This is a genomic window from Echinicola soli, from assembly GCF_006575665.1.
Classification (GTDB): domain Bacteria; phylum Bacteroidota; class Bacteroidia; order Cytophagales; family Cyclobacteriaceae; genus Echinicola; species Echinicola soli.
Genome location: NZ_CP041253.1, coordinates 84,157 through 109,968, shown reverse-complemented (window position 1 = coordinate 109,968; position 25,812 = coordinate 84,157). Strand labels below are relative to the sequence as shown.

29 protein-coding genes are annotated in these 25,812 nt (G+C 44.7%); 18 read left to right on the top strand and 11 right to left on the bottom strand.

Annotated features, from left to right (window positions below; all coding sequences use genetic code 11):
- Nucleotides 1-40 precede the first annotated feature (40 nt).
- The 3 genes from FKX85_RS00560 (at nucleotide 41) to FKX85_RS00550 (ending at nucleotide 3,535) form a co-directional block, all read left to right on the top strand.
- The gene (locus FKX85_RS00560) at nucleotides 41-841 is read left to right on the top strand and encodes an N-acetylmuramoyl-L-alanine amidase family protein (RefSeq protein ID WP_141612894.1); all 801 of its coding nucleotides are present in this window, start codon (nucleotides 41-43) and stop codon (nucleotides 839-841) included.
- Between the two features lie 138 nt (nucleotides 842-979).
- Complete coding sequence (locus FKX85_RS00555) at nucleotides 980-2,605, top strand: acyl-CoA carboxylase subunit beta (RefSeq protein WP_141612893.1); 1,626 nt, start codon at nucleotides 980-982, stop codon at nucleotides 2,603-2,605.
- 78 nt (nucleotides 2,606-2,683) lie between these two features.
- A complete protein-coding gene (locus FKX85_RS00550; protein WP_141612892.1) occupies nucleotides 2,684-3,535 on the top strand; it encodes a transglutaminase-like domain-containing protein in 852 nt (283 codons plus the stop codon).
- Here the strand turns inward: FKX85_RS00550 and FKX85_RS00545 are convergent.
- Together FKX85_RS00545 and FKX85_RS00540 are read right to left on the bottom strand one after the other, a co-directional pair.
- Nucleotides 3,528-4,112, bottom strand: coding sequence for a redoxin domain-containing protein (locus FKX85_RS00545; protein ID WP_141612891.1), 585 nt, complete (start codon nucleotides 4,110-4,112; stop codon nucleotides 3,528-3,530). The two genes, FKX85_RS00550 and FKX85_RS00545, sit on opposite strands and share 8 nt — an antisense overlap.
- A gap of 60 nt (nucleotides 4,113-4,172) precedes the next feature.
- Nucleotides 4,173-4,802: a 4'-phosphopantetheinyl transferase family protein gene (locus FKX85_RS00540; RefSeq protein ID WP_141612890.1), complete on the bottom strand. Its 630-nt coding sequence runs from the start codon at nucleotides 4,800-4,802 to the stop codon at nucleotides 4,173-4,175.
- A 39-nt stretch (nucleotides 4,803-4,841) separates the two neighbouring features.
- Here FKX85_RS00540 and FKX85_RS00535 point away from each other — a divergent pair, with 39 nt between their 5' ends.
- The 4 genes from FKX85_RS00535 to FKX85_RS00520 are packed head-to-tail and all read left to right on the top strand — an operon-like array spanning nucleotide 4,842 to nucleotide 7,553.
- A complete protein-coding gene (locus FKX85_RS00535; protein ID WP_141612889.1) occupies nucleotides 4,842-5,762 on the top strand; it encodes a WD40 repeat domain-containing protein in 921 nt (306 codons plus the stop codon).
- Nucleotides 5,759-6,715, top strand: a complete 957-nt coding sequence (locus tag FKX85_RS00530) for a DivIVA domain-containing protein (protein WP_141612888.1) — start codon at nucleotides 5,759-5,761, stop codon at nucleotides 6,713-6,715. The genes FKX85_RS00535 and FKX85_RS00530 overlap by 4 nt, the downstream gene beginning before the upstream one ends.
- Nucleotides 6,716-6,717: 2 nt before the next feature.
- Entirely contained in the window at nucleotides 6,718-7,083 is a 366-nt protein-coding gene (folB, locus tag FKX85_RS00525) for a dihydroneopterin aldolase (RefSeq protein WP_141612887.1), read from the top strand.
- A gap of 8 nt (nucleotides 7,084-7,091) precedes the next feature.
- Nucleotides 7,092-7,553, top strand: a complete 462-nt coding sequence (locus tag FKX85_RS00520) for a DUF4268 domain-containing protein (protein WP_141612886.1) — start codon at nucleotides 7,092-7,094, stop codon at nucleotides 7,551-7,553.
- 961 nt (nucleotides 7,554-8,514) lie between these two features.
- On the opposite strand, the gene FKX85_RS00515 is transcribed toward FKX85_RS00520, so the two are convergent.
- Complete coding sequence (locus tag FKX85_RS00515; RefSeq protein WP_141612885.1) at nucleotides 8,515-8,835, bottom strand: HesB/IscA family protein; 321 nt, start codon at nucleotides 8,833-8,835, stop codon at nucleotides 8,515-8,517.
- A gap of 104 nt (nucleotides 8,836-8,939) precedes the next feature.
- On the opposite strand from FKX85_RS00515, the gene FKX85_RS00510 reads away from it, so the two are divergent.
- The 4 genes from FKX85_RS00510 to FKX85_RS00495 are packed head-to-tail and all read left to right on the top strand — an operon-like array spanning nucleotide 8,940 to nucleotide 11,271.
- On the top strand, nucleotides 8,940-9,461 hold the full coding sequence (locus FKX85_RS00510; RefSeq protein WP_141612884.1) for a DUF7935 family protein: 522 nt from the start codon (nucleotides 8,940-8,942) through the stop codon (nucleotides 9,459-9,461).
- Between the two features lie 12 nt (nucleotides 9,462-9,473).
- On the top strand, nucleotides 9,474-9,890 hold the full coding sequence (locus tag FKX85_RS00505; RefSeq protein ID WP_141612883.1) for a YkvA family protein: 417 nt from the start codon (nucleotides 9,474-9,476) through the stop codon (nucleotides 9,888-9,890).
- 38 nt (nucleotides 9,891-9,928) lie between these two features.
- Entirely contained in the window at nucleotides 9,929-10,540 is a 612-nt protein-coding gene (locus FKX85_RS00500) for a thioredoxin family protein (RefSeq protein WP_141612882.1), read from the top strand.
- An 11-nt stretch (nucleotides 10,541-10,551) separates the two neighbouring features.
- The gene (locus FKX85_RS00495) at nucleotides 10,552-11,271 is read left to right on the top strand and encodes an NAD-dependent epimerase/dehydratase family protein (RefSeq protein ID WP_141612881.1); all 720 of its coding nucleotides are present in this window, start codon (nucleotides 10,552-10,554) and stop codon (nucleotides 11,269-11,271) included.
- Between the two features lie 22 nt (nucleotides 11,272-11,293).
- On the opposite strand, the gene FKX85_RS00490 is transcribed toward FKX85_RS00495, so the two are convergent.
- Complete coding sequence (locus FKX85_RS00490; protein WP_141612880.1) at nucleotides 11,294-12,505, bottom strand: hypothetical protein; 1,212 nt, start codon at nucleotides 12,503-12,505, stop codon at nucleotides 11,294-11,296.
- A 34-nt stretch (nucleotides 12,506-12,539) separates the two neighbouring features.
- Between FKX85_RS00490 and dtd the strand changes: the two genes are divergently transcribed.
- From dtd to FKX85_RS00475, 3 genes are all read left to right on the top strand, one after another.
- A complete protein-coding gene (dtd, locus tag FKX85_RS00485; RefSeq protein ID WP_141612879.1) occupies nucleotides 12,540-12,992 on the top strand; it encodes a D-aminoacyl-tRNA deacylase in 453 nt (150 codons plus the stop codon).
- 135 nt (nucleotides 12,993-13,127) lie between these two features.
- Nucleotides 13,128-14,636, top strand: a complete 1,509-nt coding sequence (locus FKX85_RS00480; protein ID WP_141612878.1) for an ATP-binding cassette domain-containing protein — start codon at nucleotides 13,128-13,130, stop codon at nucleotides 14,634-14,636.
- Nucleotides 14,637-14,715: 79 nt separating this feature from the next.
- Nucleotides 14,716-15,042 carry a nucleotide pyrophosphohydrolase gene (locus FKX85_RS00475; RefSeq protein WP_141612877.1) on the top strand — a complete coding sequence of 109 codons (327 nt, stop codon included), beginning with the start codon at nucleotides 14,716-14,718 and terminating at the stop codon, nucleotides 15,040-15,042.
- A 305-nt stretch (nucleotides 15,043-15,347) separates the two neighbouring features.
- Here the strand turns inward: FKX85_RS00475 and FKX85_RS00470 are convergent, their stop codons facing one another.
- The 3 genes from FKX85_RS00470 to FKX85_RS00460 are packed head-to-tail and all read right to left on the bottom strand — an operon-like array spanning nucleotide 15,348 to nucleotide 18,220.
- A complete protein-coding gene (locus FKX85_RS00470) occupies nucleotides 15,348-16,481 on the bottom strand; it encodes a beta-ketoacyl synthase N-terminal-like domain-containing protein (RefSeq protein WP_141612876.1) in 1,134 nt (377 codons plus the stop codon).
- Between the two features lie 22 nt (nucleotides 16,482-16,503).
- Nucleotides 16,504-17,106, bottom strand: a complete 603-nt coding sequence (gene bioD / locus FKX85_RS00465; RefSeq protein WP_141612875.1) for a dethiobiotin synthase — start codon at nucleotides 17,104-17,106, stop codon at nucleotides 16,504-16,506.
- Nucleotides 17,099-18,220, bottom strand: a complete 1,122-nt coding sequence (locus tag FKX85_RS00460) for an aminotransferase class I/II-fold pyridoxal phosphate-dependent enzyme (RefSeq protein WP_141612874.1) — start codon at nucleotides 18,218-18,220, stop codon at nucleotides 17,099-17,101. Before FKX85_RS00460 ends, bioD begins: the two co-directional genes overlap by 8 nt.
- Before the next feature lie 613 nt (nucleotides 18,221-18,833).
- Here FKX85_RS00460 and FKX85_RS00455 point away from each other — a divergent pair.
- Nucleotides 18,834-19,370: a hypothetical protein gene (locus FKX85_RS00455; RefSeq protein ID WP_141612873.1), complete on the top strand. Its 537-nt coding sequence runs from the start codon at nucleotides 18,834-18,836 to the stop codon at nucleotides 19,368-19,370.
- Between the two features lie 157 nt (nucleotides 19,371-19,527).
- Here FKX85_RS00455 and FKX85_RS00450 read toward each other — a convergent pair whose 3' ends face one another.
- The 3 genes from FKX85_RS00450 to FKX85_RS00440 all read right to left on the bottom strand — a co-directional run bounded on the left by FKX85_RS00450 (nucleotide 19,528) and on the right by FKX85_RS00440 (nucleotide 22,221).
- Nucleotides 19,528-20,250, bottom strand: a complete 723-nt coding sequence (locus tag FKX85_RS00450; protein ID WP_141612872.1) for a 2-phosphosulfolactate phosphatase — start codon at nucleotides 20,248-20,250, stop codon at nucleotides 19,528-19,530.
- A 187-nt stretch (nucleotides 20,251-20,437) separates the two neighbouring features.
- Entirely contained in the window at nucleotides 20,438-21,532 is a 1,095-nt protein-coding gene (gene gcvT, locus FKX85_RS00445) for a glycine cleavage system aminomethyltransferase GcvT (protein ID WP_141612871.1), read from the bottom strand.
- 362 nt (nucleotides 21,533-21,894) lie between these two features.
- A complete protein-coding gene (locus tag FKX85_RS00440) occupies nucleotides 21,895-22,221 on the bottom strand; it encodes a HesB/IscA family protein (RefSeq protein ID WP_141612870.1) in 327 nt (108 codons plus the stop codon).
- 187 nt (nucleotides 22,222-22,408) lie between these two features.
- On the opposite strand from FKX85_RS00440, the gene mce reads away from it, so the two are divergent.
- Nucleotides 22,409-22,828, top strand: coding sequence for a methylmalonyl-CoA epimerase (gene mce, locus FKX85_RS00435; RefSeq protein ID WP_141612869.1), 420 nt, complete (start codon nucleotides 22,409-22,411; stop codon nucleotides 22,826-22,828).
- A 66-nt stretch (nucleotides 22,829-22,894) separates the two neighbouring features.
- Nucleotides 22,895-23,938, top strand: coding sequence for a thiamine-phosphate kinase (gene thiL, locus FKX85_RS00430; protein ID WP_141612868.1), 1,044 nt, complete (start codon nucleotides 22,895-22,897; stop codon nucleotides 23,936-23,938).
- Nucleotides 23,939-24,063: 125 nt separating this feature from the next.
- Here the strand turns inward: thiL and ruvC are convergent, their stop codons facing one another.
- The gene (gene ruvC, locus FKX85_RS00425) at nucleotides 24,064-24,633 is read right to left on the bottom strand and encodes a crossover junction endodeoxyribonuclease RuvC (RefSeq protein ID WP_141612867.1); all 570 of its coding nucleotides are present in this window, start codon (nucleotides 24,631-24,633) and stop codon (nucleotides 24,064-24,066) included.
- 32 nt (nucleotides 24,634-24,665) lie between these two features.
- Between ruvC and FKX85_RS00420 the strand changes: the two genes are divergently transcribed.
- Nucleotides 24,666-25,784, top strand: coding sequence for a glycosyltransferase (locus FKX85_RS00420; protein ID WP_141612866.1), 1,119 nt, complete (start codon nucleotides 24,666-24,668; stop codon nucleotides 25,782-25,784).
- The last annotated feature ends 28 nt before the right edge of the window (nucleotides 25,785-25,812 follow it).

The following is a 25,812-nucleotide window of genomic DNA, read 5'->3' as shown; positions in this document are numbered from 1 at the left end:
AATTTTTAAATTTTGCGTAAAGTTAAGCTTAATAATGTTTATGAAACGAACCAGTGTCAAAAATGTTATAATAATTCTTTTTCTGACCTGTGCGGTTTTGATGTCAGCATTTGTCCCTGCAGGGGATAGTGCCCGGAAATTCAAGATGCGCAGGGTGGTCATTGATGCGGGACATGGTGGGAAAGATCCAGGGACCATGGGAAGCCGCTCAAAGGAAAAAGATGTGGCATTGGCCATTGCCCTTAAGGTGGGGAATTATATAAAACAGTATGTCCCGGATGTGGAGGTGATCTACACCCGAAAGACGGATGTTTTCATTGAGCTGAAGGAAAGAGCAAACATCGCCAATCGAAACAAGGCGGACTTGTTTGTCAGTATCCACTGCAATGCCGTCAGGGGCTCAAATGCCTATGGCACCGAAACCTATGTGATGGGGTCCAACCACTTTGAAAGGAATTTTGATGTGGTGAAGCGTGAAAACTCCGTGATCCTGCAGGAGGATGGGTATAAAGAAAACTATGAAGGTTTTGACCCTAACTCTCCCGAGTCATACATGATGATCAATTTGATGCAGAAAGCTTATTTTGCCAATAGCCTTTCGTTGGCCCAGAAGGTGGAGAATGATTTTAAGACCCGGCTAAATCGCCACAGTAGGGGCGTGAAACAGTTGCCGCTTTATGTGCTGTGGACGACCAGTATGCCAAGTGTCCTGATCGAAACAGGCTTTCTGTCCAATTCCAATGAAGAAAGATACCTGAACAGTGAGAATGGACAGGCTTATATCGCGTCAGCCATTTACCGCTCTATTAAGGCCTACAAAGAAGAAGTGGAGGCTTTTTAAGGTTGGGGTGGTAGGCGTACCGAAGATCTTTTTTGTCGCTAGTTTATGGGTATTATGTACTGATAATCACCTTAATTTTTTATATTTAGAATAACGAGATAGTGAAAGATCCTTGGCAACCATTTCAGATATAAACCCATGAGTGATTTGCAAAATCCTAAAGAAAAGCACCTGGATCTTATCCAGCAGCTTATAGAAAAAACCACCCAAACCAAACGTGGAGGAGGAGAACAGCGCATAGCTAAGGAGCATAAGAAGGGAAAGTTAACAGCCCGTGAGCGCATAACCTATTTGGTCGATGATGAATCGGACTTTTTGGAGTTGGGTACGTTTGCGGCCGATGGAATGTACCAAGAGGAAGGGGGGTGTCCCTCTGCCGGTGTCGTTACGGGCCTGGGGGCGGTAAGTGGCCGAATGTGTGTCATCGTTGCCAATGATGCCACTGTCAAGGCGGGAGCTTGGTTTCCCATGACGGCCAAAAAGAATCTCCGGGCACAAGAAATAGCCATGGAGAACAGGCTCCCAATCATCTATTTGGTAGACAGTGCGGGGGTATTTCTCCCTATGCAAAACGAGATTTTTCCGGATAAAGAACACTTCGGACGACAATTCAGGAATAATGCTCAAATGTCCTCCATGGGCATTGTACAGGTGGCTGCTATCATGGGCAGTTGTGTGGCGGGTGGAGCGTACTTGCCCATTATGTCCGATGAAGCATTGATTGTGGATAAGACGGGCTCTATATTTCTGGCTGGTTCATATTTGGTAAAGGCGGCCATCGGAGAAAATGTGGACAATGAAACCCTTGGAGGCGCTACGACGCATTGTGAGATTTCGGGTGTCACTGATAGCAAATATGAAAACGATGAGGATTGTCTGGACGCCATTAAGCGGATTTTTGAAACGATAGGGGAACCAGCGCGTGCAGGCTTTGATAGAAAGGAGACCAAAGCACCAGCAGTGGCACCGGAAAAGATTTTTGAGCTATTTCCCGTGGACAGGGCGAAACCTTATGATATGCATCAGGTCTTGGAGACCTTGGTGGATGCGGGGAGTTTTGATGAATACAAGGCCGGTTTTGGGCAGACCTTGGTCTGTGGGACGGCAAGAATAGATGGATGGGCCGTAGGAATCTTGGCCAATCAGCGGAAAATGGTCAAGACCAAAAAAGGAGAGCTGCAAATGGGCGGTGTGATTTATTCGGATTCGGCCGATAAGGCGGCACGCTTTATCATGAACTGTAATCAACGCAAAATTCCGCTGTTGTTTATCCAAGATGTAAGCGGATTCATGGTAGGGAGTAGGGCAGAGCATGGTGGGATCATCAAGGATGGTGCAAAAATGGTCAACGCCATGGCCAATTCGGTAGTGCCTAAATTTACGGTGGTGATCGGCAATTCTTATGGTGCCGGAAACTATGCCATGTGCGGAAAGGCATATGACCCCCGGTTGATCGTCAGCTGGCCGACTGCCCAAATGGCCGTCATGTCAGGGGCTTCCGCTGCCAAGACCCTCTTGCAGATTAAAGTGGCCTCTCTCAAAAAGGAAGGTAAAGTGATCACACCTGAAGATGAGACAAAATTGCTCAAGGAAATTACAGACAAGTATCAGGAAGAATTGAGCCCATATTATGCAGCAGCCCGGCTGTGGGTGGATGAGGTTATCAATCCCTTGCAAACCAGGAGAGTAATAGCTGCAGGCATCGCCGCAGCCGACCATTCTCCGATCACGGGGCGCTTTAATGTAGGAGTTATACAAACTTGATCGTAAATTTGGGTGTTATGGAGCGTGAAGGAGGTACTCCGGAAAAGTTGTTATTGGCCAGCTATTGGGTGAATGTTTATGGAAAAATTAACGGAAAACGAGCTGAACGCATTGGTGTCTTTATTGGATGATACCGATCGGGAAGTCAAAGATCATGTAAAAGATAAAATCATTTCTTTGGGAAATAATATCATCCCTTTTTTAGAGAAGAAATGGGAAAGTAGTTTTAATCCTGACCTTCAGAAAGAAATCGAGGAGCTAGTCCATCAGCTACAGTTTGACTTGCTAAAGGAAAGACTCGAACAATGGAAGGCTTCTGGTGGAGAGGATTTGCTGAAAGGGTTATGGATTATCAATACGTATCAATACCCTGATCTGGAGTTTGAAACATTAAATGCGGAGATGAACCAAATCTATTTTGAAGTATGGACCGGGTTCAATGCTGATTTGTCTCCATATGATCAAATCCGCCTGATCAATAATATTCTTTTCAGTCAGCTGCGGTTTTCTGCCAATACCAAAAACTTCCATTCCCCTGGAAACAGTATGATCAGCAATGTACTGGACACCCGCAGGGGCAATCCGATCAGTTTGTGTTCGGTGTACTATTTGGTAGCCCAGAAATTGGGGCTGCCAGTTTACGGGGTGAATCTGCCCAATCTATTCGTCCTTACCTATAAAGCCCCTGATGCAGCCATCTACATAAATGCATTTAACAAAGGCCTGATTTTTAGTAGGCAGGATGTAAATAATTACTTGGAACATTTGAAAATTTCCCCGAAGGATGAGTTTTTCGAACCATGTACGCATTTGGATATTGTCAAGCGTACATTGCGAAACTTGATTGTCTCGTTTGACAAACTTGGGGAACCGGAAAAAGTGGATGAAATCCGTCAGCTGCTGCTGATTTTGGATCCGCCGGTTATTTGACGGGCAGTATATTGCAGCCGACAGGCCTGAAATAATGCTGGGTAGGGAGATCTCCCTTGCTAATATGAGAGAGGGCATCGTGTAGGTAAGTCTTGGTGACCGCCTGTGGAAGCTGGGCATTATTGTCAATGGCTCCATGGTAAACCACCCCAAAGCCTGTAGGACTTGGGGTGAGGACGAATGCTTCGGGTAACTTCTGGGCACCCAATGCATTGGTGACGACACGTTTACCGTCGTCAAGATAGGGGAAGGTCAGTGTTTTGGAATTTATTTTCTCTTGGATAGCGTTTTGGCTTTCTTCTTCATCAGTTCCAATCAATGGATTGATAAAAGCAAAAACAACGCCTTGAGGACCGAATTTGCTTTGCAGTGCAATCACCCTGTCTTCATAAAGCCGAACAAAAGGACAGCCGTTAGATACAAAAACCAGTACTACAGCGGAAGCGTCTTGATGATCCTGTAGCGTAAACGTGCTGTTGGAAACCAAATCCTGCAACTGGAAATCATCAATTTCCTGGGCAGTAGCGTTTGTAGAGGCCATGATGGCCAGAATCGGCACTAAAAGAAATCTCCACATGGTAATGTAGGATTGATAGGTTTCAGGTATAGCAAAAATCAGGCTAAAGTGCTGTTGCGTTTACCAAATGGTGTATGTCATGACCATGTCATCTGTTCTTTCGACTTTGACAGTATAATAATGGTCAGCGAAATCAGTATTGTGGATTTTACCTTTGATGACCTTGTCTGCCGAAGTGAATGGAGAAAGTAGGATGTGCTGCCTTAGACTTATGCCTTTTCTCCCCTGGCATTTGAAGATGGATTCCTTTGCCGACCAAGCGATGGTATAAAGGATGGGGTCGTCTTTTAAAAAATCGATTTCCGAGGGATCCAGGAATTTTGGCCCTAGTCTTACTACTTTTTCCTTTACGTAATCGATATCAATGCCCACGGGCATTTCTTTGTGAAATATGGCTGCGGCGAGCCCTTTGGTGTGGGTCAGGGAGACATTGCCATACCCGTCCATGGGATAGGATTTTCCATGCTCATCTTTATAAAATCCAGGGTATGTCATGTTAATGGCATCCAAGGCGGATTTGATGGCGAGTCGTGCACCTTTCCATTCTTTTTGCTTTTCTGGATGGCTGATGTTGGCAAAGGATAGTTTCTCGCGGAAGCTCAGGAAATCAATAGGTTTATTCTCCTGTTCTTCAATATTCTTGATGGCCAAAGCAGATAAAGGACTTATTTTTTCTATTTTTGCTTGCATATAGCGTAGCGCGGAATTGAAAGAATTTAAATGCAATATATGTCAAAAATTCAAGTAAATAAACTTTACACACTGACAGGACACAATGATAGCATATTTGCCTTGGTTGAGGGGAATGATCCGCGGTTTTTTTTTACCGGTGCCGGAGACGGCATGGTGGTCAAGTGGGACCTGGCAAACCCAAAAGACGGTAAACTGATCGCAAAATTACCCAATTCGGTATATGCCCTAGAGGTGGATAGTGATCGAAACCTGCTTTTCATTGGCCATAATTTTGAAGGCATTCATGTGATTGATCTTCATACCAATAAAGAAATCTGGTCGTTAAAAATTACGGATGCAGCTATCTTTGATATCAAAGCACACGAAGGGCGGCTTTATGTGGCAACCGGGGACGGAGTGATTACTGTACTGGATATAGAGGAAAGGTCGTTAAGGAAGCATATCAAGCTTGGAGGAGAAAATATTCGGGTATTGGATGTGAACGCCGATAGGGGACATTTGGCCGTTGGGGCAAGCGATCATACCGTTAGCATCCTTGACCTGAAAACGTATGAGCCGATCAGTAGAATAGAAAGCCATACCAATTCTGTGTTTGCTTTAAGGTATTCTCCCGACCGGAAGTTGCTGATCAGTGGAGGACGGGATGCCCAACTCAAAATATGGGATGCTGAGGATTATCATCAGGTGGAAAATATCGTTGCCCATATGTATGCGATCAACTACCTGGCCTTTCGAGAAGATGGCAAATATTTTGTAACTTGTAGTATGGACAAATCCATAAAACTCTGGGAGACGGAGACTTTTCAATTGCGGAAAGTGATTGATAAATCCCGCCACGCAGGGCATGGAACATCCGTAAATAAGGTGATTTGGAGCCGATATAGCCAGCAAGTAGTAGCTGTCAGCGATGACCGCACGGTATCTATTTGGGACATTGCATTAGACGAAAATTTATGAAGATTACACCATTAGAAATACGTCAGAAGACATTTGAGAAAAATTTCAGAGGTTTCGATAAGGATGAGGTGAGTTCCTTTTTGGTTTCCCTTTCGCAAGCATGGGAGCGTGAAATGGATGAAAGGCGTGAACTCCAAGTGAAGCTGGAGCAAGCACAAAAAGAATCGGCCAAGCTCAGAGAAGTGGAGGATTCACTTTTCAGGACCCTGAAAGCTGCCGAAGATACCGGTGCCAACATGATCGAGCAGGCAAACAAAACTGCTGAACTGATCCTGAAAGAGGCCCAAATGAACGCCGATGCGATGATTTCTGAGTCCAAGAACAAGTCGAGAAGTATTATAGAAGAGGCAGAGAGTCGGTCAAAGAGGATCATGGAGGATTTGAAAACTGACGTCAGTGCATTGGTAGAGAGCTATGAGGAGTTGCTTGCACAGCGGGAGATTGTCATTCGTAACCTTAAAAACATGGCCAGCGATAGCCTTGAAAACGTAAAGCAATCACAAGAGGACATCAAGCGTATTGACCTGGATGTACATACCAAGGCAGTAAAAGAGCTGAGCCGAAAATCACCTCATTTTAATTCGGAAGACCCGGTCAAGCAGCATAAAGAAAAGTCCCATACGTTTGTGATCGAGCCCAAGAAGGAAGAGCCACAAAAACAGGCTTTAGCAGAGAAGGAAACCCCCACTGCTCCGGCCGCTGAAATAAAAGAGGATCCCCATGCTCCGGAGGTAAAAGGTCATGGAGAGGGTATGCAATCCGAGCAAGGTACACAAAAGGAAGATCCTCATGCACCCGGTGCAAAAGAAGAACCCAAGACACAGCAACCTGAAAAGCATGAGCCAAAGGCTGAAGATAAAGCTCCTCAGGAGCCTAAGGATAATGCTGAGGAAGAGGCGTCTCAGCCCGAGAAGAAGAAAGCATCAGGCTCATTTTTTGACCAGTTTGATTGATTATGGGAAAAGTATCACTGGAAGGAATAGAGTTTCATGCATTTCACGGGGTTTTTTCTGAAGAGAAGAAGCTGGGTAATCGGTTTACGGTGGATATTCATGTGGAGACGGACTTTAAGAAAGCCATGCTGGACGATGACCTGAATGAAACAGTGGATTATTCGCGCATTTACCAAATCGCCAAATCCCATATGGAGGAGCCTGTAAAGCTTTTGGAACACTTGGGACACTTAATGCTGCAGGATATTCTCAAGGTCTATCCAAATCTGGAATCCATAGATATTATCATCAAAAAACATAATCCTGCCCTGGGAGGTGTGGTCAATTATTCTGTAGTAAAAGTCTCCTATCCATTAGATTATGAATAATAAGGTAAGTGTATAAGAAAGCAGAAATCACCAAAACCAAAAAGGATTTTTGGACAGCATTTGGACAGTACATGAAGCCCGTGCCTTCTGCAGAGGGTGGCCGGGTAAACTGGCAAAATTACAAGACCCACGTGCCTCAAGTTTTTTTTCGAATGGAGGCCGAACGCGGATTTGCCTCTATTGGCATTGAAATTAATTTTAAGGATATTGAATTACAGGAATTGGTTTTTGAGCAGTTTGAAACGTTTAAAAAACTGCTTCACGGTACCTTGGGAGAGGAATGGTGCTGGCAGCTCCTTGCCTATGATGACTATGGCAAAGCCACCTCAAAAATAGAAAAAAGACTCGATGGTGTAAGTGTTATGAACCAGGACGACTGGCCGGCCATTATCTCTTTTTTAAAACCCCGGATCATTGCATTGGATGAGTTTTGGAGCAATGTGAAGCCGGCTTTTGAGGATTTTCTGTAGGGTTATTACTTGCGGATTTCACGGATGACCTTGTATTCAGAGAAAATCAATTTTCTGTCCCCAATAGATCGGGTACTCAAAAATACTGTGGATCAAGCCGCGGGGCATGAATCCCTTTATTTTTATGAGTTCTTTTTTATTTTTTGCCACAAAGGCTCCAGGGCACAAAAAGGTTTAGTTGGATTTTGGGTCCAGTGGAAAAGTTGGGGGCCATGCAGAGTCGTTTTGGATAGCACGAAGATGGGACAGATTCTCGCTGATTCTATTTTTAAAATTTGAAAAGTCAAGAGAAGACAAATAAACTCTGACAGGCTTGGCGACTTCGTGGCTTCCATTATAAGTGCCACAAAGATTCTGTGTTAAAAGCCAAGGTATAAGTCTGTTTTTTACCTGTTGTTCCGACAGCTGAGCTGCAGAACCATTAGTATTGAGTTTTTAACCCAACACCCCCAACTGAAGTTGTTTTTTCGGACATGATTTGACGTTAAGCACAGAGGAGCATAGAACACGATTGGTGTGAATACATTTAACCTTTACTATTTTAATGGTGGATTAATAATAGGCCACAAAGGCTCCAAGGCACAAAAAGGTTTAGTTGGATTTTGGGTCCAGCGGAAAAGTTGGGGGCTCTGCAGAGTCGTTTTGGATAGCACGAAGATGGGACAGATTCTCGCTGATTCTATTTTTAAAATTTGAAAAGTTAAGAGAAGACAAATAAACTCTGACAGGCTTGGCGACTTCGTGGCTTCCATTATAAGTGCCACAAGCCCTCTGAGATTTGCCTTTGCTCCAAAAGAACCCCGCCTAATATCCCCTGTAAGGATGTCAGGAACTGAATTTACTTGACACTTTTCTCTTACTTTTTTTCAAAAACCGTCACTGCAAACGCAGAGCAACGGAGTGAAGCAATGACGTACCGACAAGTCAGGAAACTTTGTCTTAAGTCTCACTACTCAATACTTCATTCCGCTACATCATGCCTTTTCGGGATGTCCGGATTTTCGAAGGTAAATCCTCTGGCATCATTCCCTTCATAAAAATCCACCTGCATGCCCATCAAAAACATAACATGGCGCTTTTCTATCAATACAGGAATCCCCCCCATTTCAAACTGTTGATCCCCCTCCTTCAGCTTGTCAAAACCCAGGGCATAGGACATTCCGCCACATCCGCCGCCTTTTACGCCTACCCGGAGGGAATAGTCGTCGGGGATGTTTTTGTGCTCCATGATATTTTTAATCTCTTTCTGAGCTTTTTCTGTAATGGTAATTGGAATTAGCATGACTTATTAATGTTCCGAACAATTGGATAGTTCAAAATTAATGACAAATAATCAACTTGTCTTTGAAATATTTTAGATATTCGGGAATTAATCAAAAATAGTAAATGGAGTACATAATTGAACTGTTAAAGATTATTTTGCCGGCAGGGCTTGTAATTTATGGGATGTATTTGGTAGTGGTATCCTTCCTTTCCAAAGACCGGGAATCCAAATTGGTAGCATTGAAAACCAAAAACACCCAAGTCATCATGCCTATTAGGTTACAAGCAGGGGAGCGACTTTGCCTCCTGTTGGAGCGGCTTACCCCAAATAATTTGGTGCGAAGAGTGAATGATCAGCCCTATTCGGCAAGGGAACTTCATGGGCTGTTGTTGCAAGAGATAAGGGAAGAATTTAACCATAATCTTTCCCAGCAGGTCTATTTCTCCGACGATACCTGGGAGAGTGTAAAGAGCGCAGTGGAGGGGGTCATCACACTGGTAAATTCCGCTATGCATGACGTAAACCCTGATGATAAAGGGGTGGATTTGGCCAAAAGGATTTTCCAACGCTCTCTAGATCAAAAGAATGACGGCATATCTTTTGCATTAAAGAAAGTGAAATCCGAAATTAGAATCTACTTTTAAGCGACGATGAACATGGTATATAGCAACAATGAACAAGTGAATTTGCTTGGCAGGGCAAAAAGAATGTATGAAAAGAAAGCTGAGAGGATCGCCCAAAGTAAAGAAAAACTACATCAGCTGTTGGAGCGGGTTGCTGAAAAGCTGCACCAAGTCGCCGACAATCCCACTGTTCAGGAATCTCGCTATTATTTGGAAACATTGATCCGGATGGTAAAGGCTTATTATAAAAATGAATATCGGGCGTTTTCCACTAAGACCCTTGTGTTGTTGGTGTTGGGCTTATTATATTTTGTGATGCCATTGGATTTTATCCCGGACTTTATCGCTGGATTGGGTTTTGTAGATGACCTTTCAGTGCTTCTGGCTGTTACCAAGAGTATGCAGAGCGATATTGAGGATTTTTTGGAGTGGGAACGAACGAAGGCGTAAAGGAGCTTGTTGGAAGCTAAAAAAAACAGGGGAATTTTATGACAGCCATTACTTCTACGATTACCAGGGAGCTGATCGATCAGTCCATGGATTATGCCCAGTACCGCATACTCATTGACCAGTTGCTGCTAGAGAACAAGACCACGGGAAACAACCATTCTGCAGCGATGATGGACTATACCCGTATCAATGTACAGCGCATGAAACGTTGGGATAAGACCTCCAAGGTAAGCGAAGAGGCGGTAGCATTAGTGAAGAAGTTAGAACGGAAGCAGATATGGTTAGTGCTGACCGAAGCGTGGTGCGGGGATGCTGCGCAGAATATTTCGTATATTGAAAAACTGGCGGCTTTTAATGAAAAGGTGAAGGTACGTTATATTTTAAGGGATGAAAATTTAGCCGTGATGGATGAGTTTCTGACCAATGGAGGACGTTCGATCCCCAAGCTTATCGCATTGGATGAAAAAACGTTGGACGTTTTGTTCACCTGGGGGCCACGACCTCAACCATTGCAGGAAATGATGCTGGCTTTCAAGGAAGATCCCCAGGGAGTTTCTACAGAGGAGTTTAAAAAGACCATTCATCTTTGGTATGCCAAAGACAAGAACCAAACCTTGGACTCAGAGTTTAAAGTACTGTTGACCCAATAAAATGATATGATATGAAAACCATTGCCATAGTTTCGGGAGCATCTGGTCTGATAGGTGTGCAGCTCCTGCACCAGCTGTTTAAAGCGCAGCAATACGATCATGTGGTTACCGTTTCCCGACGTGAGTTGGCAATTAAGCATCAAAAGCTTATTCAAGTAGTGGTGGATTTCGATCATTTAGACCAGACAAGTTTGCTGGATGCATTCCGCAAAAAGGATATTGGAGGCGAAAACCACGGGCTTATCCAGGCTTTTGAAAAAAAAGAGGTGACTATTCACGCTTTTTGTGCGTTAGGGACGACCATCAAAAAGGCCAAGTCCAAAGAAAATTTTTATAAGATTGACCATGATTATGTGATCGGTTTTGCCAAATGGACTCATCAATGGGGGGCTACCAAATTTCTATATGTCAGTTCACTGGGGGCAGACCAGCGATCGTCTGTATTTTATTCTAAAGTGAAAGGGGAAGTGGAGGAGGATCTCAAGTTGATTCCTTTCAGTTATTTAGGGATATTTAGACCATCCATATTGCTTGGCGACCGAAAGGAAACAAGGATCGGTGAAAGCTTGGGGAAAGTGGCAGCCAAGGCGGTTACTTCCATTGGTCTTTTCAAGAAATACAAGCCCATCTATGATCATCAAGTGGCCAAGGCGATGCTGCACCAAGCGCTCAATGATGAATTGGAGGTGGTGAAAATCATAGAGTCCAAGCAGATGCAGATTTTTGAGTGAGCAGGGTTCCTTTCTGAAAAAATTATTTTGGAGCTTTTTTCATTCTTGGCGTGACAAAGTGATTCTTTAGCCATTTCCAGGAAACCAATACGATTATTGCAGTATAAAGACAGTAGCGCCCCAGCGATTTCCAAGGGGCATATTCGGGGTGCCACGTTTTCCATGTTTCGAAATCGGCTCCCCCATCCGGAAGAAATCCAAATAATCTCATAGCAGGAATACTCATGACCAGCAAAATCCCCCATTGTATTCTGGTCAATTCCAATTTTCCTAACAAAACAAGCATAATAAAGGGACTGCCCAAAAAAGCTATTCTCGTAAAATCACCTCCTGCAAAAAGACTGAAAAACACATAGGTAAGGGCAAGTGGAATCAGCCATTGATGATGCGGTATGATAGGTATTGTCCAAAATTGGCGATTACGAATCGAAGCCCATAAAAATGCCCCATAAGCCAAGGTGACAGCGCATATCCAACGAAGGAAAAGATCAGGGTGGCCAAGTAATCCCACGGTGTTATAGAAAAGGTTTACCGCTCCGTTCTTCCCGGCATTAGCTGGAGGGAAATAGTGTCCAGTTATTTTTAGGGTGAGTAAGCTAATAAAAAAAGCAGCTGCAAGGGCTATTGGGGCTTTTTTGTCATGGTGACGCCATAGTGATATTCCAGGATAAACAATGAGCACGAGCAACAGTGGCAATAGGGATTCTTTTTGAATGGTCATCAATGGTGTGATCAGTAACAATAATCCCCACTTTCTACCGATTAAGCAATAAACCAACAGTAATTGGAAAAAATAGATCGGGACATCCACGGTGATGGGATCGGAGAGGTTTCCTTTTAATACACCTACCCAGTGAAAAGTGATCCAAAACCATCCTATCCACATTTTGAAACGGTCTAAACCGAATTTTTTAGAGACCAAAAACCACAATGGAATCCAAGCTAGGGAAAACAATAGGTTGATGGCCTTGAAGTTGTCGATAATGTCTCCAAATGGTAATTGGGCAGCAAACCAAGGTACCAGAATACGGATGCTAAAAGGATAGTTTACCAGATAGTTGTCGGATTTTCCGGTAAAATACCCATAAGCTTTTTCGTATTGGTTGGCATCAAATAGCGGGTTGAGCTGATGCTGGAGTGGAGGTTGGAGACCGCTGAAGACCATAAAGCCACCCAGTGTAAGGGCCATTGCCAAAATGACATCGGTAAAACTATATATCTTGCCTGATTTCAACTATCTTCAACTTTTTATTAAACACAGCAATACAATGATAGCAGTTATTCAGCGGGTTTCTGAATCTTCGGTTAAAATTGATGGCCGTATCAAGGGGCAAATAGGCCAGGGGCTCATGGTGCTATTGGGAATTGAGGATTCGGATAGTGGAGAGGACATCGCCTGGCTGAGCAAAAAAATGGTCAATCTCCGGATTTTTGGGGATAACAATGGTGTGATGAACAAAAGCCTGATCGATATTGGCGGAGAAATACTGCTGATCAGCCAATTTACCCTTCATGCCAGCACCAAAAAAGGTAATCGTCCTTCCTATCTCAAAGCCGCCAAGCCGGAAGTGGCCATTCCGCTCTATGAACAGTTTATTGCCACCGTGGAAAAGGATCTTGGGAAAACCATTCGGACAGGTGAGTTTGGGGCAGATATGAAAGTGGCTTTGGTCAATGACGGCCCCGTGACCATTACCATAGACACCAAAAACAGGATATAAGGTGCCAGGGAAAACAGAAGGTACGCGGCACAACGTACCAGGAACGTGAATATTAAGATTTGAGTAAAGGCAAAATGGTTTTAAGTAGCAAAGCACAAGTATCAAGAAGGGTAAGGCGCAAAGAGTAGAAAAGCAATGACACAGGATTTATTTCTTTCCATAGAAAACGCACATGTGAAGTACCTTGACAGGACGATCTTTCATGGGCTGGATTTTGCGATGAGTACAGGGGAAAACTGGGCCATTCTCAGTGCTTCGGGAGCGGAGAAGACCGCCTTTTTGGACACGATCCTTGGCAAGACTATTTTGTCAGCAGGAAGGGTGGCACGTGATTTTGCCATTGATTACCAGCAGGAGATGACTGCCGCAGGAAAGATCAATAGTTTTCGGGATTTGATCGCCGTGGTTTCCCAAAAATATACCTTTACCAATAAGTCCAACCTGCAAAACTTCTACTACCAACAGCGGTTCAACTCCTCGGAGTCAGAAGAAGCTGCTACGGTTAAGGAAGAACTCGAAAATGTGGAAGCAAAGCAAAACGGGCATTGGAATGTAAGGAATGTGATGGAATTGCTGGAGCTTGAGAAACTCAAGGAAAAGTCACTGATAAAACTATCAAATGGTGAATCCCGGAGATTGGCCATTGCCTGTGCCTTGCTCCGCAATCCGAAGCTTTTTCTGATGGACCAGCCCATGACAGGATTGGATGTAGATACACGGACCCACTTTGGAGATGTATTAAAGGTGATCATCGAATCGGGAATCCAGGTGATCATGGCCACATCTCCTGATGAAATCCCCGAGGCCATTACTCATGTGGCCATCTTGGATGGAGGAAGGATCAATCAGGTAGAAAAGAGAGAGAACTTTCTGCAGGTGGATTTGGTGAATCATGCTGCTTTGAGCCAGTTCGATCATAACAAGCTGGACGAACTGATACAGCTAAAGCCAGTTACCAAGTTTGATACCTTGATTCAAATGAACAATATTCATATTGAGTACAATGGAAAAGTTATTCTGGACGATGTGAACTGGAGCGTCAGCCAGGGAGAATGCTGGGTGCTTCGCGGCCATAACGGTGCCGGGAAATCTACTTTGCTTAGCCTGATCAATGGCGAAAATCCGCAGGCCTATGCGAATGACCTGGTGCTTTTTGACCGAAAGCGCGGAACAGGCGAGACCATTTGGGACATCAAGCGGCCCATTGGTTTTATGTCCCCGGAGTTGGCCAGATACTTTCCTGCCAATCAGACCTGTCTGAAAGTGGTGCTTTCAGGGCTTTTCGATACGATTGGTTTGTTTAAGAAAGTGACTCCTGAGCAGGAGGGACAGGCGATGGATTGGTTAAGGTTGTTTCGTATTGAACATATTGCCCAGATGCGGTTGACCCAAATCCCTCTCGAAAACCAGCGTTTCTGCTTACTGGCCAGGGCGATGATCAAGTCGCCCGCTTTGCTGGTGTTGGATGAAGCAGCGCAGGGAATGGATGATGAGCAGCGAACACTTTTTAGAGAAACTGTCGCCCATATTGGCAGCCATCCAGATGTGTCGATGATCTATGTCAGCCACTATGATCAGGATATTCCCAATGTAGTGGATCATGAACTGGTGTTGGAAGAAGGGAAAGTGGTTAAGAAGGTTTAGAGGTTTTATGCTGGAATATGGTAAGGTGATAGAGAGTGCCTGCCCAATAACTAAATAATACACTAATCAATTACTGCCCATGACAATAGAGGAAGCACAAGAGCAAGTTGATCGTTGGATCAAGACCGTTGGTGTCCGGTATTTTAATGAACTCACGAACATGGCCATCCTTACAGAAGAGGTGGGGGAGCTAGCCAGGATCATTGCCAGAAAGTATGGTGAGCAGTCATTCAAGGAAAGTGATAAGGATGGTGACCTTGGCGATGAAATGGCCGATGTACTGTGGGTGCTAATGTGCCTGGCCAACCAAACGGGGGTGGACCTCACCAAAGCACTGGAAAAGAACTTCGAAAAGAAAAATATCCGCGATAGGGATCGGCATAGGAATAATGATAAGCTAAAGTAATAGATTTGAGACATAAGTATTGAGAAATGTGCTTCATGTTCCTACCCACTGCGGCGGGGAGGTCAGGTGGGGTAGATTGGAGCAGACAAGTACAGTTCGTTATGGATGGTTGCAGCTCTCGTTATAGCAAAAATGAGCAAAAGTCCGGAGGAGTTTGAAAGGAATTGGTCTAAAATTCCATCTCAGGAAAGACCGGTTATTACTATGTTTGACAATAAAATCTAATAATTTAATTCGGTCAACTATAACCAGGGATATACATTGAGCTTCCTGTATCTTGCTTCTAATATCTTTTATCTAACCTCTTACCTTCCCACCACGGCGCAAATGGCCTGTCCACCGAAGCCCAGTGCCGTTATCAGAATATTATTGATTGCTGTGGGAGGGGAGGTTTTCTGTTGGATATAAGCTGGGAGCTTGGGCAGTTCTTGATGGTGGAGGATGTTAATGGCCAAGTCCATATTGGCCGCCAGGCTGGAACCAAGGGAGTGTCCGATCTTCCATTTGTTGGAAATGGTAAAAGGTACTTTATCGAAGATCCTTTCATAGGCTGTTTTTTCTGCCAAATCCCCCAGCTTTGTCCCGGGGAAATGTCCGATGATCAGGTCAGTTTTTTCTTTAGGAAATTCTCCAAAAACATTTTTGGCCGCCGAAACGATACAATCACCCGCTTGGGAAAGTTCGGTGCTATGGTTGATTTTTTCCATTGCGGACCCTACACTTTTGAGTTGGGCCAATTCGCCTGATTTGTTTTTTTCTAATTGAAAAGCATAAGCGCCTTCACCGAGTACCATGGTGTTATTGGCTTTCTCAAAATCCATGGATTGGCAGGGGTAAGGTATTGCTTCATCTTTGGCGTAAATCCTAACGGCCTTCATCTGGTCAATTGTTAGTGCGGCAGTGGGGCATTCTACGGCAGCCGCAATAAAAGTATCAGCCATACCACTGTTCAGCCAGGCAAAGGCATTTTGGAGCGTAAGCCCAAAGCTGCTGCAGGTGGATGACTGAAAGAACAGGGGAGCATTGGATTCATGCAATAATGCCGGCCAGCTGCTGGGAAATCCGAGGGTGGAATGGGGGGAGGTCCAAACCGGCAAACTGTGATTGTCCGCTTGCATTTGGCTGAGGAAATCAATGCTTCCCCTCGAAGTAGCGGCATTGATCATTTGCTTTTCATGGGGCTGGAGGTTCATATGATGGATTAAAAATGAAAGCAGTTTAGCTTCTTCCGGAAAGCGTTCTGATCTATGGCCGAGACCGTTGACATAGCCATTGATGCTTCTCCATATTTCATCAGGAATGCTCCCTTTCCAGTCGCCCCGTTCATTTTGATCAAGTGAATGATGGGACGAGCTGTATCGGTCTTTCTCTTCAGAAGCATAAAATCCAAGCGGATTGATGCCCATGGCCTTGCTAATGCTGATGTGATTGTTGCCCATGTAAAAATGTCGATTTAAGTTGTTAGTCCAATGGATTTAATAAAGGAAGCCCTCTTTGCCGATTTTTCCATTCGGGCATCCGAAATTGTGCAGTAGGGGTAAAACGCTTAAGGATGGCACTTTCGGATGAGGTGTTTTCTGGCCCGTTCCAAATGATGGTGAAATCCGTTATCCCTGCTTCCATTAGTGCCTGCAACGTAAGAAGGCTGTGGTTTATGCTCCCAAGATAATGGCGAATGACGATCACTGGATGAAAGCGACTTGATATGAGAAAATCTAAAAAAGTCTCTTCATCATTCAGTGGAACCATCAGTCCGCCTGCTCCTTCGATACAGCATTTTGGATGGTCCGGGATCAGTTGCTTGGTCAATTGGATCGTGGTGTTTTCCAATTCGGCTGCCAAGTGTGGGGATTGGGGTGTTTTGAGGCGGTAGGCTTCCGGTAGTACCTCCGTTTGTGGGCTGTGTCGTTTTACAAACATGGCGTCTGATTGCTCCAGATCACCGCACTGAACCGGTTTCCAATACGCATGGCCAAAGGTTTTGCAGAGTGCTGCTGCACAGACGGTCTTTCCGATACCCGTACCAATGCCAGTTATAAAAACCTTATCCTTTATTTTATGCATTGAGTATATTGATCAATTTAGAAATCTCTTCTTTTGTATTGAATGCATGCAATACGATCCTTATCCTTTCCTCTCCTGTTTTTACGGTGGGCGAAAGAATAGGGTAGCAATTGATGCCTGATTTTTGCAATTGGGTCACTTTTTCTTTTAGTAGTGGCACATCACTGCATAGCCAGTATTGTATGGGACTTTGGTTATTGGAAAATTGGGATGTAAGCGTTCCGGTCAATTCCAGGTAGGTGGTGACGGCGTTTTTCAGAGCCGGGAAATTTGTCTTGGAATCGAACAAATCCAGTGCTGCGCGGATGCTATTTACTTGATCTCTTGAAGGAGCTGTGGTGTAGATAAAAGCCCTACTAAAATTGATCAGGAAATTCCGAAGGCTTTCCGTGCCCAAGACCATTGCGCCATGGGCACCGGCAGCTTTGCCAAAAGTAATTACCCGCGCCCAGAGATTAGGGTGTTGTGCAAATCGGTAGGAAATACCTTTGTTTTCATCCCCTAATGTGCCTAAGGAATGTGCATCATCGATGATCAGTGCAGCGTTATATTTTTCGCAAATCCTAAGCATTTGGGCTACGTCAGGTACATCACCATGCATGGAAAAGAGCCCTTCTGTAAGCACAAATAACCTTTTGTCCTGTTTACAATGGAAGGTCAATTTCTTCTCTAAGTCTTCAAGGTCATTGTGCTGGAAAGCTGCTTTCTGGCCAAAGCCAAGCCGCATGCCTTCCTTGATGCTGGCATGGACATGCTCATCAAAAATGAACACGCTGTCCTTTTCTCCCAACGCGGAGAGCAATCCTGTATTGGCCATATAACCTGAATTGTACAGCAATGCAGAAGGACTGTCCAGCAATTGGGCAACGTCTCTTTCCAGTTGCTCCATTTCTGGATGGTTGCCACTGATCAGCCTGGAGCCAGTGGCCCCCGACCAATGTGACGGAGTGGGTAGGGAAGTATGTTGCGCCAAAAGACCTTTGGTGGCATAACCCAAGTAGTCATTGGAAAAGAAGTCAATATTATCCTTTGGAGGCGTTTTTAGCGTCCTCAGCCGATTGGAAGTGGTGGCTTGGGCCAATTTGGCCTGGATAAATTGGTGGTGCTTTTCCATGGGGCACAAAGGTAAATTGAAAAGTAGCACGGAGCAAGTAACTAGTATTTAGTATCAAGTAGCATGTTTGTTCCTCCCCGCCGCAGCGGGGAGGTTAGGTGGGGGGAAGATCGGGGAAAAGAGCAAAGTAGAAATGCAGATATTAAAAATATAAGGTTGAGTCGGGAGACTCAGTATTTGTTGTCCCGCGTCAGAGACGGCGGGACAACGCTAAGACACGGTTGTACCAGGTCTCTGCCACGGTGCTAAGAAACATTGAGTCCCCCTGCCTGGACACAGCCCCCGTCATCACCAAATAATGGGCAAAAGTTTGGGAAGGTTTGAAAGGAATTGGTCAAAACTTCCGTCCAGGAAAGACCAGTTATGACGATGTTTGACAATGAAATCTAATAATTAATCGGGTCAACACTAATCAGGGATTTACAGCAAGATATCAGAAGGTCATTTCTGAAAATATAATATTTCAAATTGGGATGTAAGATTAGCCGTGTTCCGAACCAAGGACAGGGCAGGAGGCCGATGGCAAAAGTGGGATATTCATTTGCCAATGTCACATGAAAGATGTTATTTGCTCCGAATAAACCGAAAAATTGGATTTACATTGAGGCAAGTAATGAAAAAGAGCAGTATATCAATCATTTTTTTAGGTGTTTTTTTATTGTTCCAGTCGTGCAGTCCATCACCCCGTAAATCGGTGGAGGTGGCTGTGACACATACCAATATCGTTTCAACAGGATATTCGGAGCAGTATTTCTTAGAGCTAAAACAGCTGAAAGAGCAGGACCGCATAAAGGTGTACAAAGATGGAGGGTACAAAAAGGTCTCTGTAGAAGAGTACATGGAAGAATACCTTTTTGATAGGATACAGGAGTCCTACGATCGTGTAAAGGGGTTTGCAGTAGGCAGCGAGACGAGAGAGATGTTGGCGGCTTCACTGGAGGTGCTGAAATATGGAAAGACGATTTTTGAAAGTGAATATCCAGTGATTGCCAAGATGATGGATGAAAACCGCCCATCAGAAGAGATAGACAGGGCGATTCAGGGGGTGTTTGATGCTCACGATGTTGAAATGGCCAGACGGTTTGACGCGTTGTATGATCTCGCTATTCCATATGCGGAAAAACACGATGTAGCGCTGCAGATAGATTGATTCGAAAGCCTAGTAAAATTAACTGTCCTTGATTTACAGTCTCCCCAAATACCCAGCGTTCATGGTATTCCTGGTTTGTGCCAATACCATTTTCTGATATAGCCTGGAATTCCCAATAATGGGGGGAGCTTTTCCTTTGTATTTTAGCCCTTCGGCTTTATACAACCTGCAAGTCTACCTTCACAAGTTCCTCCCCCTGGAGCTTGCCGATAAAGTCAAACTTATCCAGGGTCAGACAAAAATCAATGTCTGCTTCGATATTATGGTTTTGGAGGCGTTTGGCATGGGAGGCTTGGCCAAGGAAGCTTTTAAGGTCTTTCTTATGCTGTTCGTAAAGTGCCTTCATGGCGATGGCTCCATCACAATCAAAGTCAAAGTGGTCTGCCAACACACTTACTAAGGCACCGGCATACAATGAATCTTCGAGGTTAAACATACCTTTCCAGCCAGCACAATGTACCACAACATCCTTGCCTTGCCGCGTAAGGTATTCTGCCGTGGCCCTAAGGTTTAGAAAGGCGCCAATCAGCACTTCCGAAGCATCTTTTTTGGACTTTTCGATGGTGAGGGTGCCATTTGTGGTGGTAACGGCTATTTTTTTGCCTTCAAAGGCATTGTTAAGATAGCTGAGTGGAGAGTTTCCCAATTCGAAGCCTTGTGCCGTTTGGCCATTGCGTTCACCGGCGATGATGTAACCGATGTCTTTCATGTCCCGACATGCTTCCAGTCCAGCGACAGGCGTAATGGATGTTACCTTGTTGGCCAGTCCGGTGACCATGGTGGAGGTGGCACGAAAAATATCCACAACTACCACGATTTTTCCCTTCAGGTCATGGAGGTGGATCAGCTCTGGGCTTAGACAGACTTCGATTTTGTTCATTTTAGGAAGAAGAGGCTGTCTCAAAAGTCAACGTCATTGCGATCGTAGCGATAGCCAAGAGAAACAATCCCTTTCTACGCGCCATGAAGGCACGTCAACATCACTTCGCTTCGTTCGTGATAGTCTTTCCCGAAAGCATTCGGGGACGTATTTCATATTTTGAAACAGCCTTGGTTTGATTTATACTTTATTTCTTTAGCAGCGGGAGCTTTTCTACTACAGCAGCCAAGTTTTTGTTTCTAACAGTAATAGCAATTTCAGTACCCGGTTTGGCGTATTCTTTTTCCACATAGCCAAGGCCAATGCCGATACTCATGCTCGGAGACATGGTGCCGGAGGTCACTTCTCCAATTTGTCTTCCTGATTCATTGACAATCGGATAGTGGGTTCTTGGGATGCCTTTGTCCTTAAACTTAAAGCCTACCAGTTTTTTGCTGACACCTTCTTCTTTTTGCTTTTTCAGGTTTTCGCTGTTGATGAAGTCCTTGGTGAACTTGGTGATCCAGCCAAGGCCAGCTTCCAGTGGAGAAGTGGTGTCGTTGATGTCATTGCCATAAAGACAGTAGCCCATTTCCATCCGCAAGGTGTCCCGTGCACCCAATCCTATGGGTTTTATATCAGCAGCGGCACCAGCTTCGAAGATGGCATTCCATACTTCCAGTGCATCATCATTTTTGACATAAATCTCAAATCCGCCAGCGCCTGTATAACCTGTGCCAGAGATAATGACGTCTTTTTTGCCCGCAAATTCACCAACGGTAAAGTGATAAAATTTCACCTCATCTAAGTTTACGGGGGTTATTTTCTGGAGTGTTTCCACTGCCTTTGGGCCTTGTACAGCAAATAGGGACATGTCATCAGAAATGTTTTCCAACTCCGCCCCCATGTCATTGTGTTTGTTGATCCAGTCCCAGTCTTTTTTGATATTGGAAGCATTGACCACGAGCAGGTACTTTTCTTCATCCATTTTGTACACGAGCAGGTCATCTACGATTCCTCCTGCTTCGTTGGGGAGACAGGAGTATTGCGCCTGGCCAATAACCAGTTTGGCAGCATCATTGGAAGAGACTTTTTGGATCAGGGACAGGGCATGGGGACCAGTGACCATAAATTCGCCCATGTGGGAAACATCAAATACCCCAACGCCATTGCGGACGGTGTTATGCTCTTCTTTATCGGAAGAATAGCGTACCGGCATATTATATCCTGCAAATGGCACCATTTTTCCGCCCAATTCAATGTGCTTGTCGTTTAGCGCGACTTTTTTAATCGTATTTTCCATATATCTGGGTTTAATTTCAGTTTTGGCAAAGGTAATAAAAGCCAGTTAACATAGCGAATGGGCTGGGGAAAAAGCAAGGCTGCTTATACCTAAATCAAAGAAAAAGTATTTGTCATTGGGGCAATGCGGTGTATTGTTTTTCTTTCTGCCCAAGAGCGAAGAGTCGGTGGAATTAAATTTATGGTACTTTCAGCTCTTCCCGACATTTGTCAGCCTGTCCTGCTGAAACCCTTCGGGAGGACAGGCTACTACGATTCTTTATGGTTAATCTGGGTTTAAACTAAGAAAGACCGGACAAAACCGGTCTTTTACTTAAAATATCAAAGCCTTAATATAGCTTATGACTTAAATTACACCAGAAACTAAATCGAAAAGCTTTCCCCGCAGCCGCAGGTTCTGGAGGCGTTGGGATTGACGAACTGAAAGCCTTTGCCATTGAGGCCGTCAGAAAATTCCAAGGTGGTGCCAGCCAGGTAGAGCAGGCTTTTTTTGTCCACGACGATTTTGACGCCCTGGTCCTCAAATACCTGATCGCTGTCTGTGATGCTTTCATCAAAGCCCAGGTCGTACATAAGTCCTGAGCAGCCACCGCCCTTGACAGATACCCGGATGTTTTCATTTTCCGTTCGGCCCTCTTCCTGTCTCAATTCTTTAATCCGCTCTTTTGCTTGGTCTGAAACGATGATCATATTGCTATAGTGTTTTTATTTTTAACGCTTTTTTGCTCTCCAATGCCATAAGAAACTTAGATTATAAAGAAAATCTTTAGGTTCTTGCGGCCATATTGGGCAAAAATTAATAAACTGAGAATTATTATTTAGGAAACATACTTACCTTAGAAATAATTCCTGATACAAAAATACACAAAATTCGGCCATGAGAAAAATCGAACATTTGGGAATAGCGGTAAAAGACCTGGGAAAATCCAATGAATTGTTTTCCAGGTTGTTTGGTCAGGAAGCCTATAAGGTAGAAAAAGTGGAAGGAGAAGCCGTGGTGACCTCGTTTTTCCAAATTGGAGATGTCAAGATAGAATTGCTGGAAGCTGCTTCGGAAGACAGTGCAATCGCCAAATTTATCGATAAAAGGTCAGAGGGAATCCATCATGTGGCTTTTGCGGTGGACGATATTTACGCAGAGATGGATAGGCTGAAGAAAGAGGGCTTCGAATTGCTCAATGATATTCCAAAAAGGGGGGCAGATCATAAATTAGTTGTATTTTTGCATCCCCGAAGTACCAATGGGGTATTGGTGGAGTTGTGTCAAGATATGGGAGGAGGGTCGAGTATCAAGTAGCAAGATATGAGTATTGAGACATGAGAATAAAGACACGAGTACAAAATAGATTTGAAACAATAGTTTATGAGCGAGAAGAGAACGGAAATAGGTGAAATAGGAGAGTTTGGGCTGATCGATCGGCTCAATGAAAAAGTAAAAATTCGCCATCGAGATACCCTAAAAGGTATTGGTGACGATGCTGCTGTGCTGGATGCAGGCGATAAGGTCAAGGTAGTGACCACCGACTTATTACTGGAAGGCGTTCATTTTGACCTTTCCTATGCGCCCTTGCACCATTTGGGATTCAAGGCAGTAGCCGTGAATGTTTCGGACATTGCGGCGATGAATGCGATTCCAAGGCAGATTACCGTGAGCATCGCCCTCAGCAACCGGTTTGCGGTGGAGGCGGTAGAAGCACTTTATGCTGGGATCAATGCCGCCGCGGAGCACTATGACCTTGATGTGATCGGTGGTGACACGACCTCGAGCCGATCAGGGTTGGTGATTTCGATTACGGCTATTGGCGAAGTGGAAAAAGGCAAAGAGGTGTACCGCTCAGGTGCCAGGGAGAACGATATCGTCTGTGTGACCGGTGATCTGGGAGGAGCTTTGATGGGCTTGCAGGTCTTGGAACGCGAAAAAGAAGTCTTTATGGCCAATCCTAATATGCAACCGCAGTTGGAGAAATATACCTTGGTAACGGGGAGGCAACTGAAGCCGGATGCAAGGATGGATATCATCCATGAGTTACGGGATCTCGGTGTGGTGCCTACTTCCATGATGGATGTTTCCGATGGGCTGGCTTCAGAGCTTTTTCATATCTGTAAGCAATCTAAAGTCGGTGTGACTATCTATGAGGACAAGCTGCCCATAGACAAGCAAACCTACGATACTGCCGTAGAATTCAATATGGATCCAATCACCTGTGTGCTAAATGGAGGTGAAGATTATGAGCTGATTTTCACTATTGACCAAAAAGATTTTTCAAAGCTGGAAAAACATCCGGATATCCACTTCATTGGTCACATCACCAATGAGGAAAGCGGGAAGTTTATGGTGACCAAGAGTGAAACTGCTGTGGAGCTGAAAGCGCAAGGCTGGGTGCATTTTTCCGGGGATTCAAAATAAATGTGAGTGCTAAGGTCGCAGAGGCCTGGCGGTTCGGAAGAAGTGTGTGCCAACTATGGATTGGTCGATACGATGGGCCAAGCCAGGCATTACTTCATGACTCATGACTTCTGCGACATTGGCTTTTATTTAATTCTACCGGGGTTTTCGTCGAGAAAGGATTTCCAGCCTGCTGAGCGGCCGCGCGTCTGTAGGCGCCCATCATGAAAATGATGACAAAGGGCTACGGCTAAGGCATCGGTAGCATCCAAGAGTTTGGGAACGTCGATATGGAGCAGGGTTTTGAGCATCTCGGCCACCTGTTCTTTGGAGGCGTTTCCATTGCCAGTGACGGACTGTTTGACTTTTTTTGGAGAATATTCAGCGATGGGGATATCTCTGGCCAAAGCTGCCGCCATGGCTACTCCCTGAGCGCGCCCCAATTTGAGCATGGATTGGACGTTTTGGCCATAAAACGGAGCCTCCAGAGCAACCTTGTCCGGTAAAAATTCATCGATGATGCCGGTTACCCTTTCGAAGATCTTTTTGAGCTTTAATTCATGGGAGCCATATTTTTTCAGATGGATTACACCAAACTGGAGCGGTTCATACTTGTTGCCTCTCACCAGTACCAAGCCATAGCCCATGACGTTCGTGCCTGGATCTATTCCCAAAATGATTTGCTCTTTTACCTCCTTTTTCGCTATTTTGCTCATTAGTGCAATGTACTAGAAATCCTTCCATCGACATGAACCTTTTGCCAATTTTATTATTTGCGGCCTTAGTGGTATACCTGCTCGCGTTGGTGGTGTTGTCGTCAAAATGGAAACGGATAAAAGCTACCAAGGAGCCTGTACAGGGAGGCGTGGATTATCCCGTGACCCTGCTGGTGCCTTTTCGAAACGAGAGGGAAAATATTGATAAGTTGCTAGGCAACTTGGCCAATCTAAGCTATCCCAATTTGCAAATTATCCTTATCGACGATCATAGTGAAGACGGAGGGGAAAAGCTGGTGGAAGAATGGATATCGACCGAAAAGAAGCATAATTTTAAATTGATTTCCAATCAAGGACGGGGGAAGAAGGCCGCCCTTGAGCAGGGAGTGGTCATGGCCAATGCCAATATCATCCTGACTACCGATGCGGATTGTGCCCTTTCAGCAGATTGGGTGCAGAATATGCTAATGGCATTTGATGACCCTTCCGTGCAGATGGTGGCCGGACCTATAATGACCAAAGGCGGTAACCGGATTTTTGACCATTTCCAGCAGATCGATTGGGCGGGAATCTTGTTGATGACCAATTTCTTTTTTAGTATCAAAAAGCCCATTATGTGCAGTGCAGCAAATATGGGGTATCGTAAGGAGGTGTTTTACCATGTGAAGGGATATCAGGGAAACCATGGAAATCTTTCCGGAGACGATTCCTTTTTATTGGAAAAGGTATACCAGCGATTTGGTCCTCAGGCTATCCGCTATTTGCCTGAAAGCAATGTATTGGTCAAAACCAACCCTGCCAGTAGCCCTAGAAGATTTCTCGCGCAGCGAGCAAGATGGGCCAGCAAGTGGAATAAGCACCAGTTTTGGCAAAATGCAGGAGGAGCCATGCTGAGTGCTGTGCTGTCTTTTGCCAGTATCTGTAGCGTGCTGCTAATCTTGGCAGGGCCAACAGGTGTGGGGATGTTTGCCTTATACTGGTTTTTAAAACTTATATTTGAATATTTTGTACTCGGTAGGGTGCTCAAGACCTATGAAATAAAACCATCTATAGGGTACTTTATAGTGGCGAGTATTTGCCATCCTATTTATGTAGTAGCGGTGGCGTTTCTTTCTTTCTTTGTGAAAACCAGCTGGAAAGGGAGAAAGTGATGATAAAAGATCATTTGACCAAATCGAA

What these genes read in the sequence shown, in the direction of transcription:
- FKX85_RS00560 (WP_141612894.1), top strand. Translation starts at nt 41, where the DNA reads ATGAAACGAACCAGTGTCAAAAATGTTATAATAATTCTTTTTCTGACC.
- FKX85_RS00555 (WP_141612893.1), top strand. Translation starts at nt 980, where the DNA reads ATGAGTGATTTGCAAAATCCTAAAGAAAAGCACCTGGATCTTATCCAG.
- FKX85_RS00550 (WP_141612892.1), top strand. Translation starts at nt 2,684, where the DNA reads ATGGAAAAATTAACGGAAAACGAGCTGAACGCATTGGTGTCTTTATTG.
- FKX85_RS00545 (WP_141612891.1), bottom strand. Translation starts at nt 4,112, where the DNA reads ATGTGGAGATTTCTTTTAGTGCCGATTCTGGCCATCATGGCCTCTACA.
- FKX85_RS00540 (WP_141612890.1), bottom strand. Translation starts at nt 4,802, where the DNA reads ATGCAAGCAAAAATAGAAAAAATAAGTCCTTTATCTGCTTTGGCCATC.
- FKX85_RS00535 (WP_141612889.1), top strand. Translation starts at nt 4,842, where the DNA reads ATGTCAAAAATTCAAGTAAATAAACTTTACACACTGACAGGACACAAT.
- FKX85_RS00530 (WP_141612888.1), top strand. Translation starts at nt 5,759, where the DNA reads ATGAAGATTACACCATTAGAAATACGTCAGAAGACATTTGAGAAAAAT.
- folB (WP_141612887.1), top strand. Translation starts at nt 6,718, where the DNA reads ATGGGAAAAGTATCACTGGAAGGAATAGAGTTTCATGCATTTCACGGG.
- FKX85_RS00515 (WP_141612885.1), bottom strand. Translation starts at nt 8,835, where the DNA reads ATGCTAATTCCAATTACCATTACAGAAAAAGCTCAGAAAGAGATTAAA.
- FKX85_RS00510 (WP_141612884.1), top strand. Translation starts at nt 8,940, where the DNA reads ATGGAGTACATAATTGAACTGTTAAAGATTATTTTGCCGGCAGGGCTT.
- FKX85_RS00505 (WP_141612883.1), top strand. Translation starts at nt 9,474, where the DNA reads ATGGTATATAGCAACAATGAACAAGTGAATTTGCTTGGCAGGGCAAAA.
- FKX85_RS00500 (WP_141612882.1), top strand. Translation starts at nt 9,929, where the DNA reads ATGACAGCCATTACTTCTACGATTACCAGGGAGCTGATCGATCAGTCC.
- FKX85_RS00495 (WP_141612881.1), top strand. Translation starts at nt 10,552, where the DNA reads ATGAAAACCATTGCCATAGTTTCGGGAGCATCTGGTCTGATAGGTGTG.
- dtd (WP_141612879.1), top strand. Translation starts at nt 12,540, where the DNA reads ATGATAGCAGTTATTCAGCGGGTTTCTGAATCTTCGGTTAAAATTGAT.
- FKX85_RS00480 (WP_141612878.1), top strand. Translation starts at nt 13,128, where the DNA reads ATGACACAGGATTTATTTCTTTCCATAGAAAACGCACATGTGAAGTAC.
- FKX85_RS00475 (WP_141612877.1), top strand. Translation starts at nt 14,716, where the DNA reads ATGACAATAGAGGAAGCACAAGAGCAAGTTGATCGTTGGATCAAGACC.
- FKX85_RS00470 (WP_141612876.1), bottom strand. Translation starts at nt 16,481, where the DNA reads ATGGGCAACAATCACATCAGCATTAGCAAGGCCATGGGCATCAATCCG.
- bioD (WP_141612875.1), bottom strand. Translation starts at nt 17,106, where the DNA reads ATGCATAAAATAAAGGATAAGGTTTTTATAACTGGCATTGGTACGGGT.
- FKX85_RS00460 (WP_141612874.1), bottom strand. Translation starts at nt 18,220, where the DNA reads ATGGAAAAGCACCACCAATTTATCCAGGCCAAATTGGCCCAAGCCACC.
- FKX85_RS00455 (WP_141612873.1), top strand. Translation starts at nt 18,834, where the DNA reads ATGAAAAAGAGCAGTATATCAATCATTTTTTTAGGTGTTTTTTTATTG.
- FKX85_RS00450 (WP_141612872.1), bottom strand. Translation starts at nt 20,250, where the DNA reads ATGAACAAAATCGAAGTCTGTCTAAGCCCAGAGCTGATCCACCTCCAT.
- gcvT (WP_141612871.1), bottom strand. Translation starts at nt 21,532, where the DNA reads ATGGAAAATACGATTAAAAAAGTCGCGCTAAACGACAAGCACATTGAA.
- FKX85_RS00440 (WP_141612870.1), bottom strand. Translation starts at nt 22,221, where the DNA reads ATGATCATCGTTTCAGACCAAGCAAAAGAGCGGATTAAAGAATTGAGA.
- mce (WP_141612869.1), top strand. Translation starts at nt 22,409, where the DNA reads ATGAGAAAAATCGAACATTTGGGAATAGCGGTAAAAGACCTGGGAAAA.
- thiL (WP_141612868.1), top strand. Translation starts at nt 22,895, where the DNA reads ATGAGCGAGAAGAGAACGGAAATAGGTGAAATAGGAGAGTTTGGGCTG.
- ruvC (WP_141612867.1), bottom strand. Translation starts at nt 24,633, where the DNA reads ATGAGCAAAATAGCGAAAAAGGAGGTAAAAGAGCAAATCATTTTGGGA.
- FKX85_RS00420 (WP_141612866.1), top strand. Translation starts at nt 24,666, where the DNA reads ATGAACCTTTTGCCAATTTTATTATTTGCGGCCTTAGTGGTATACCTG.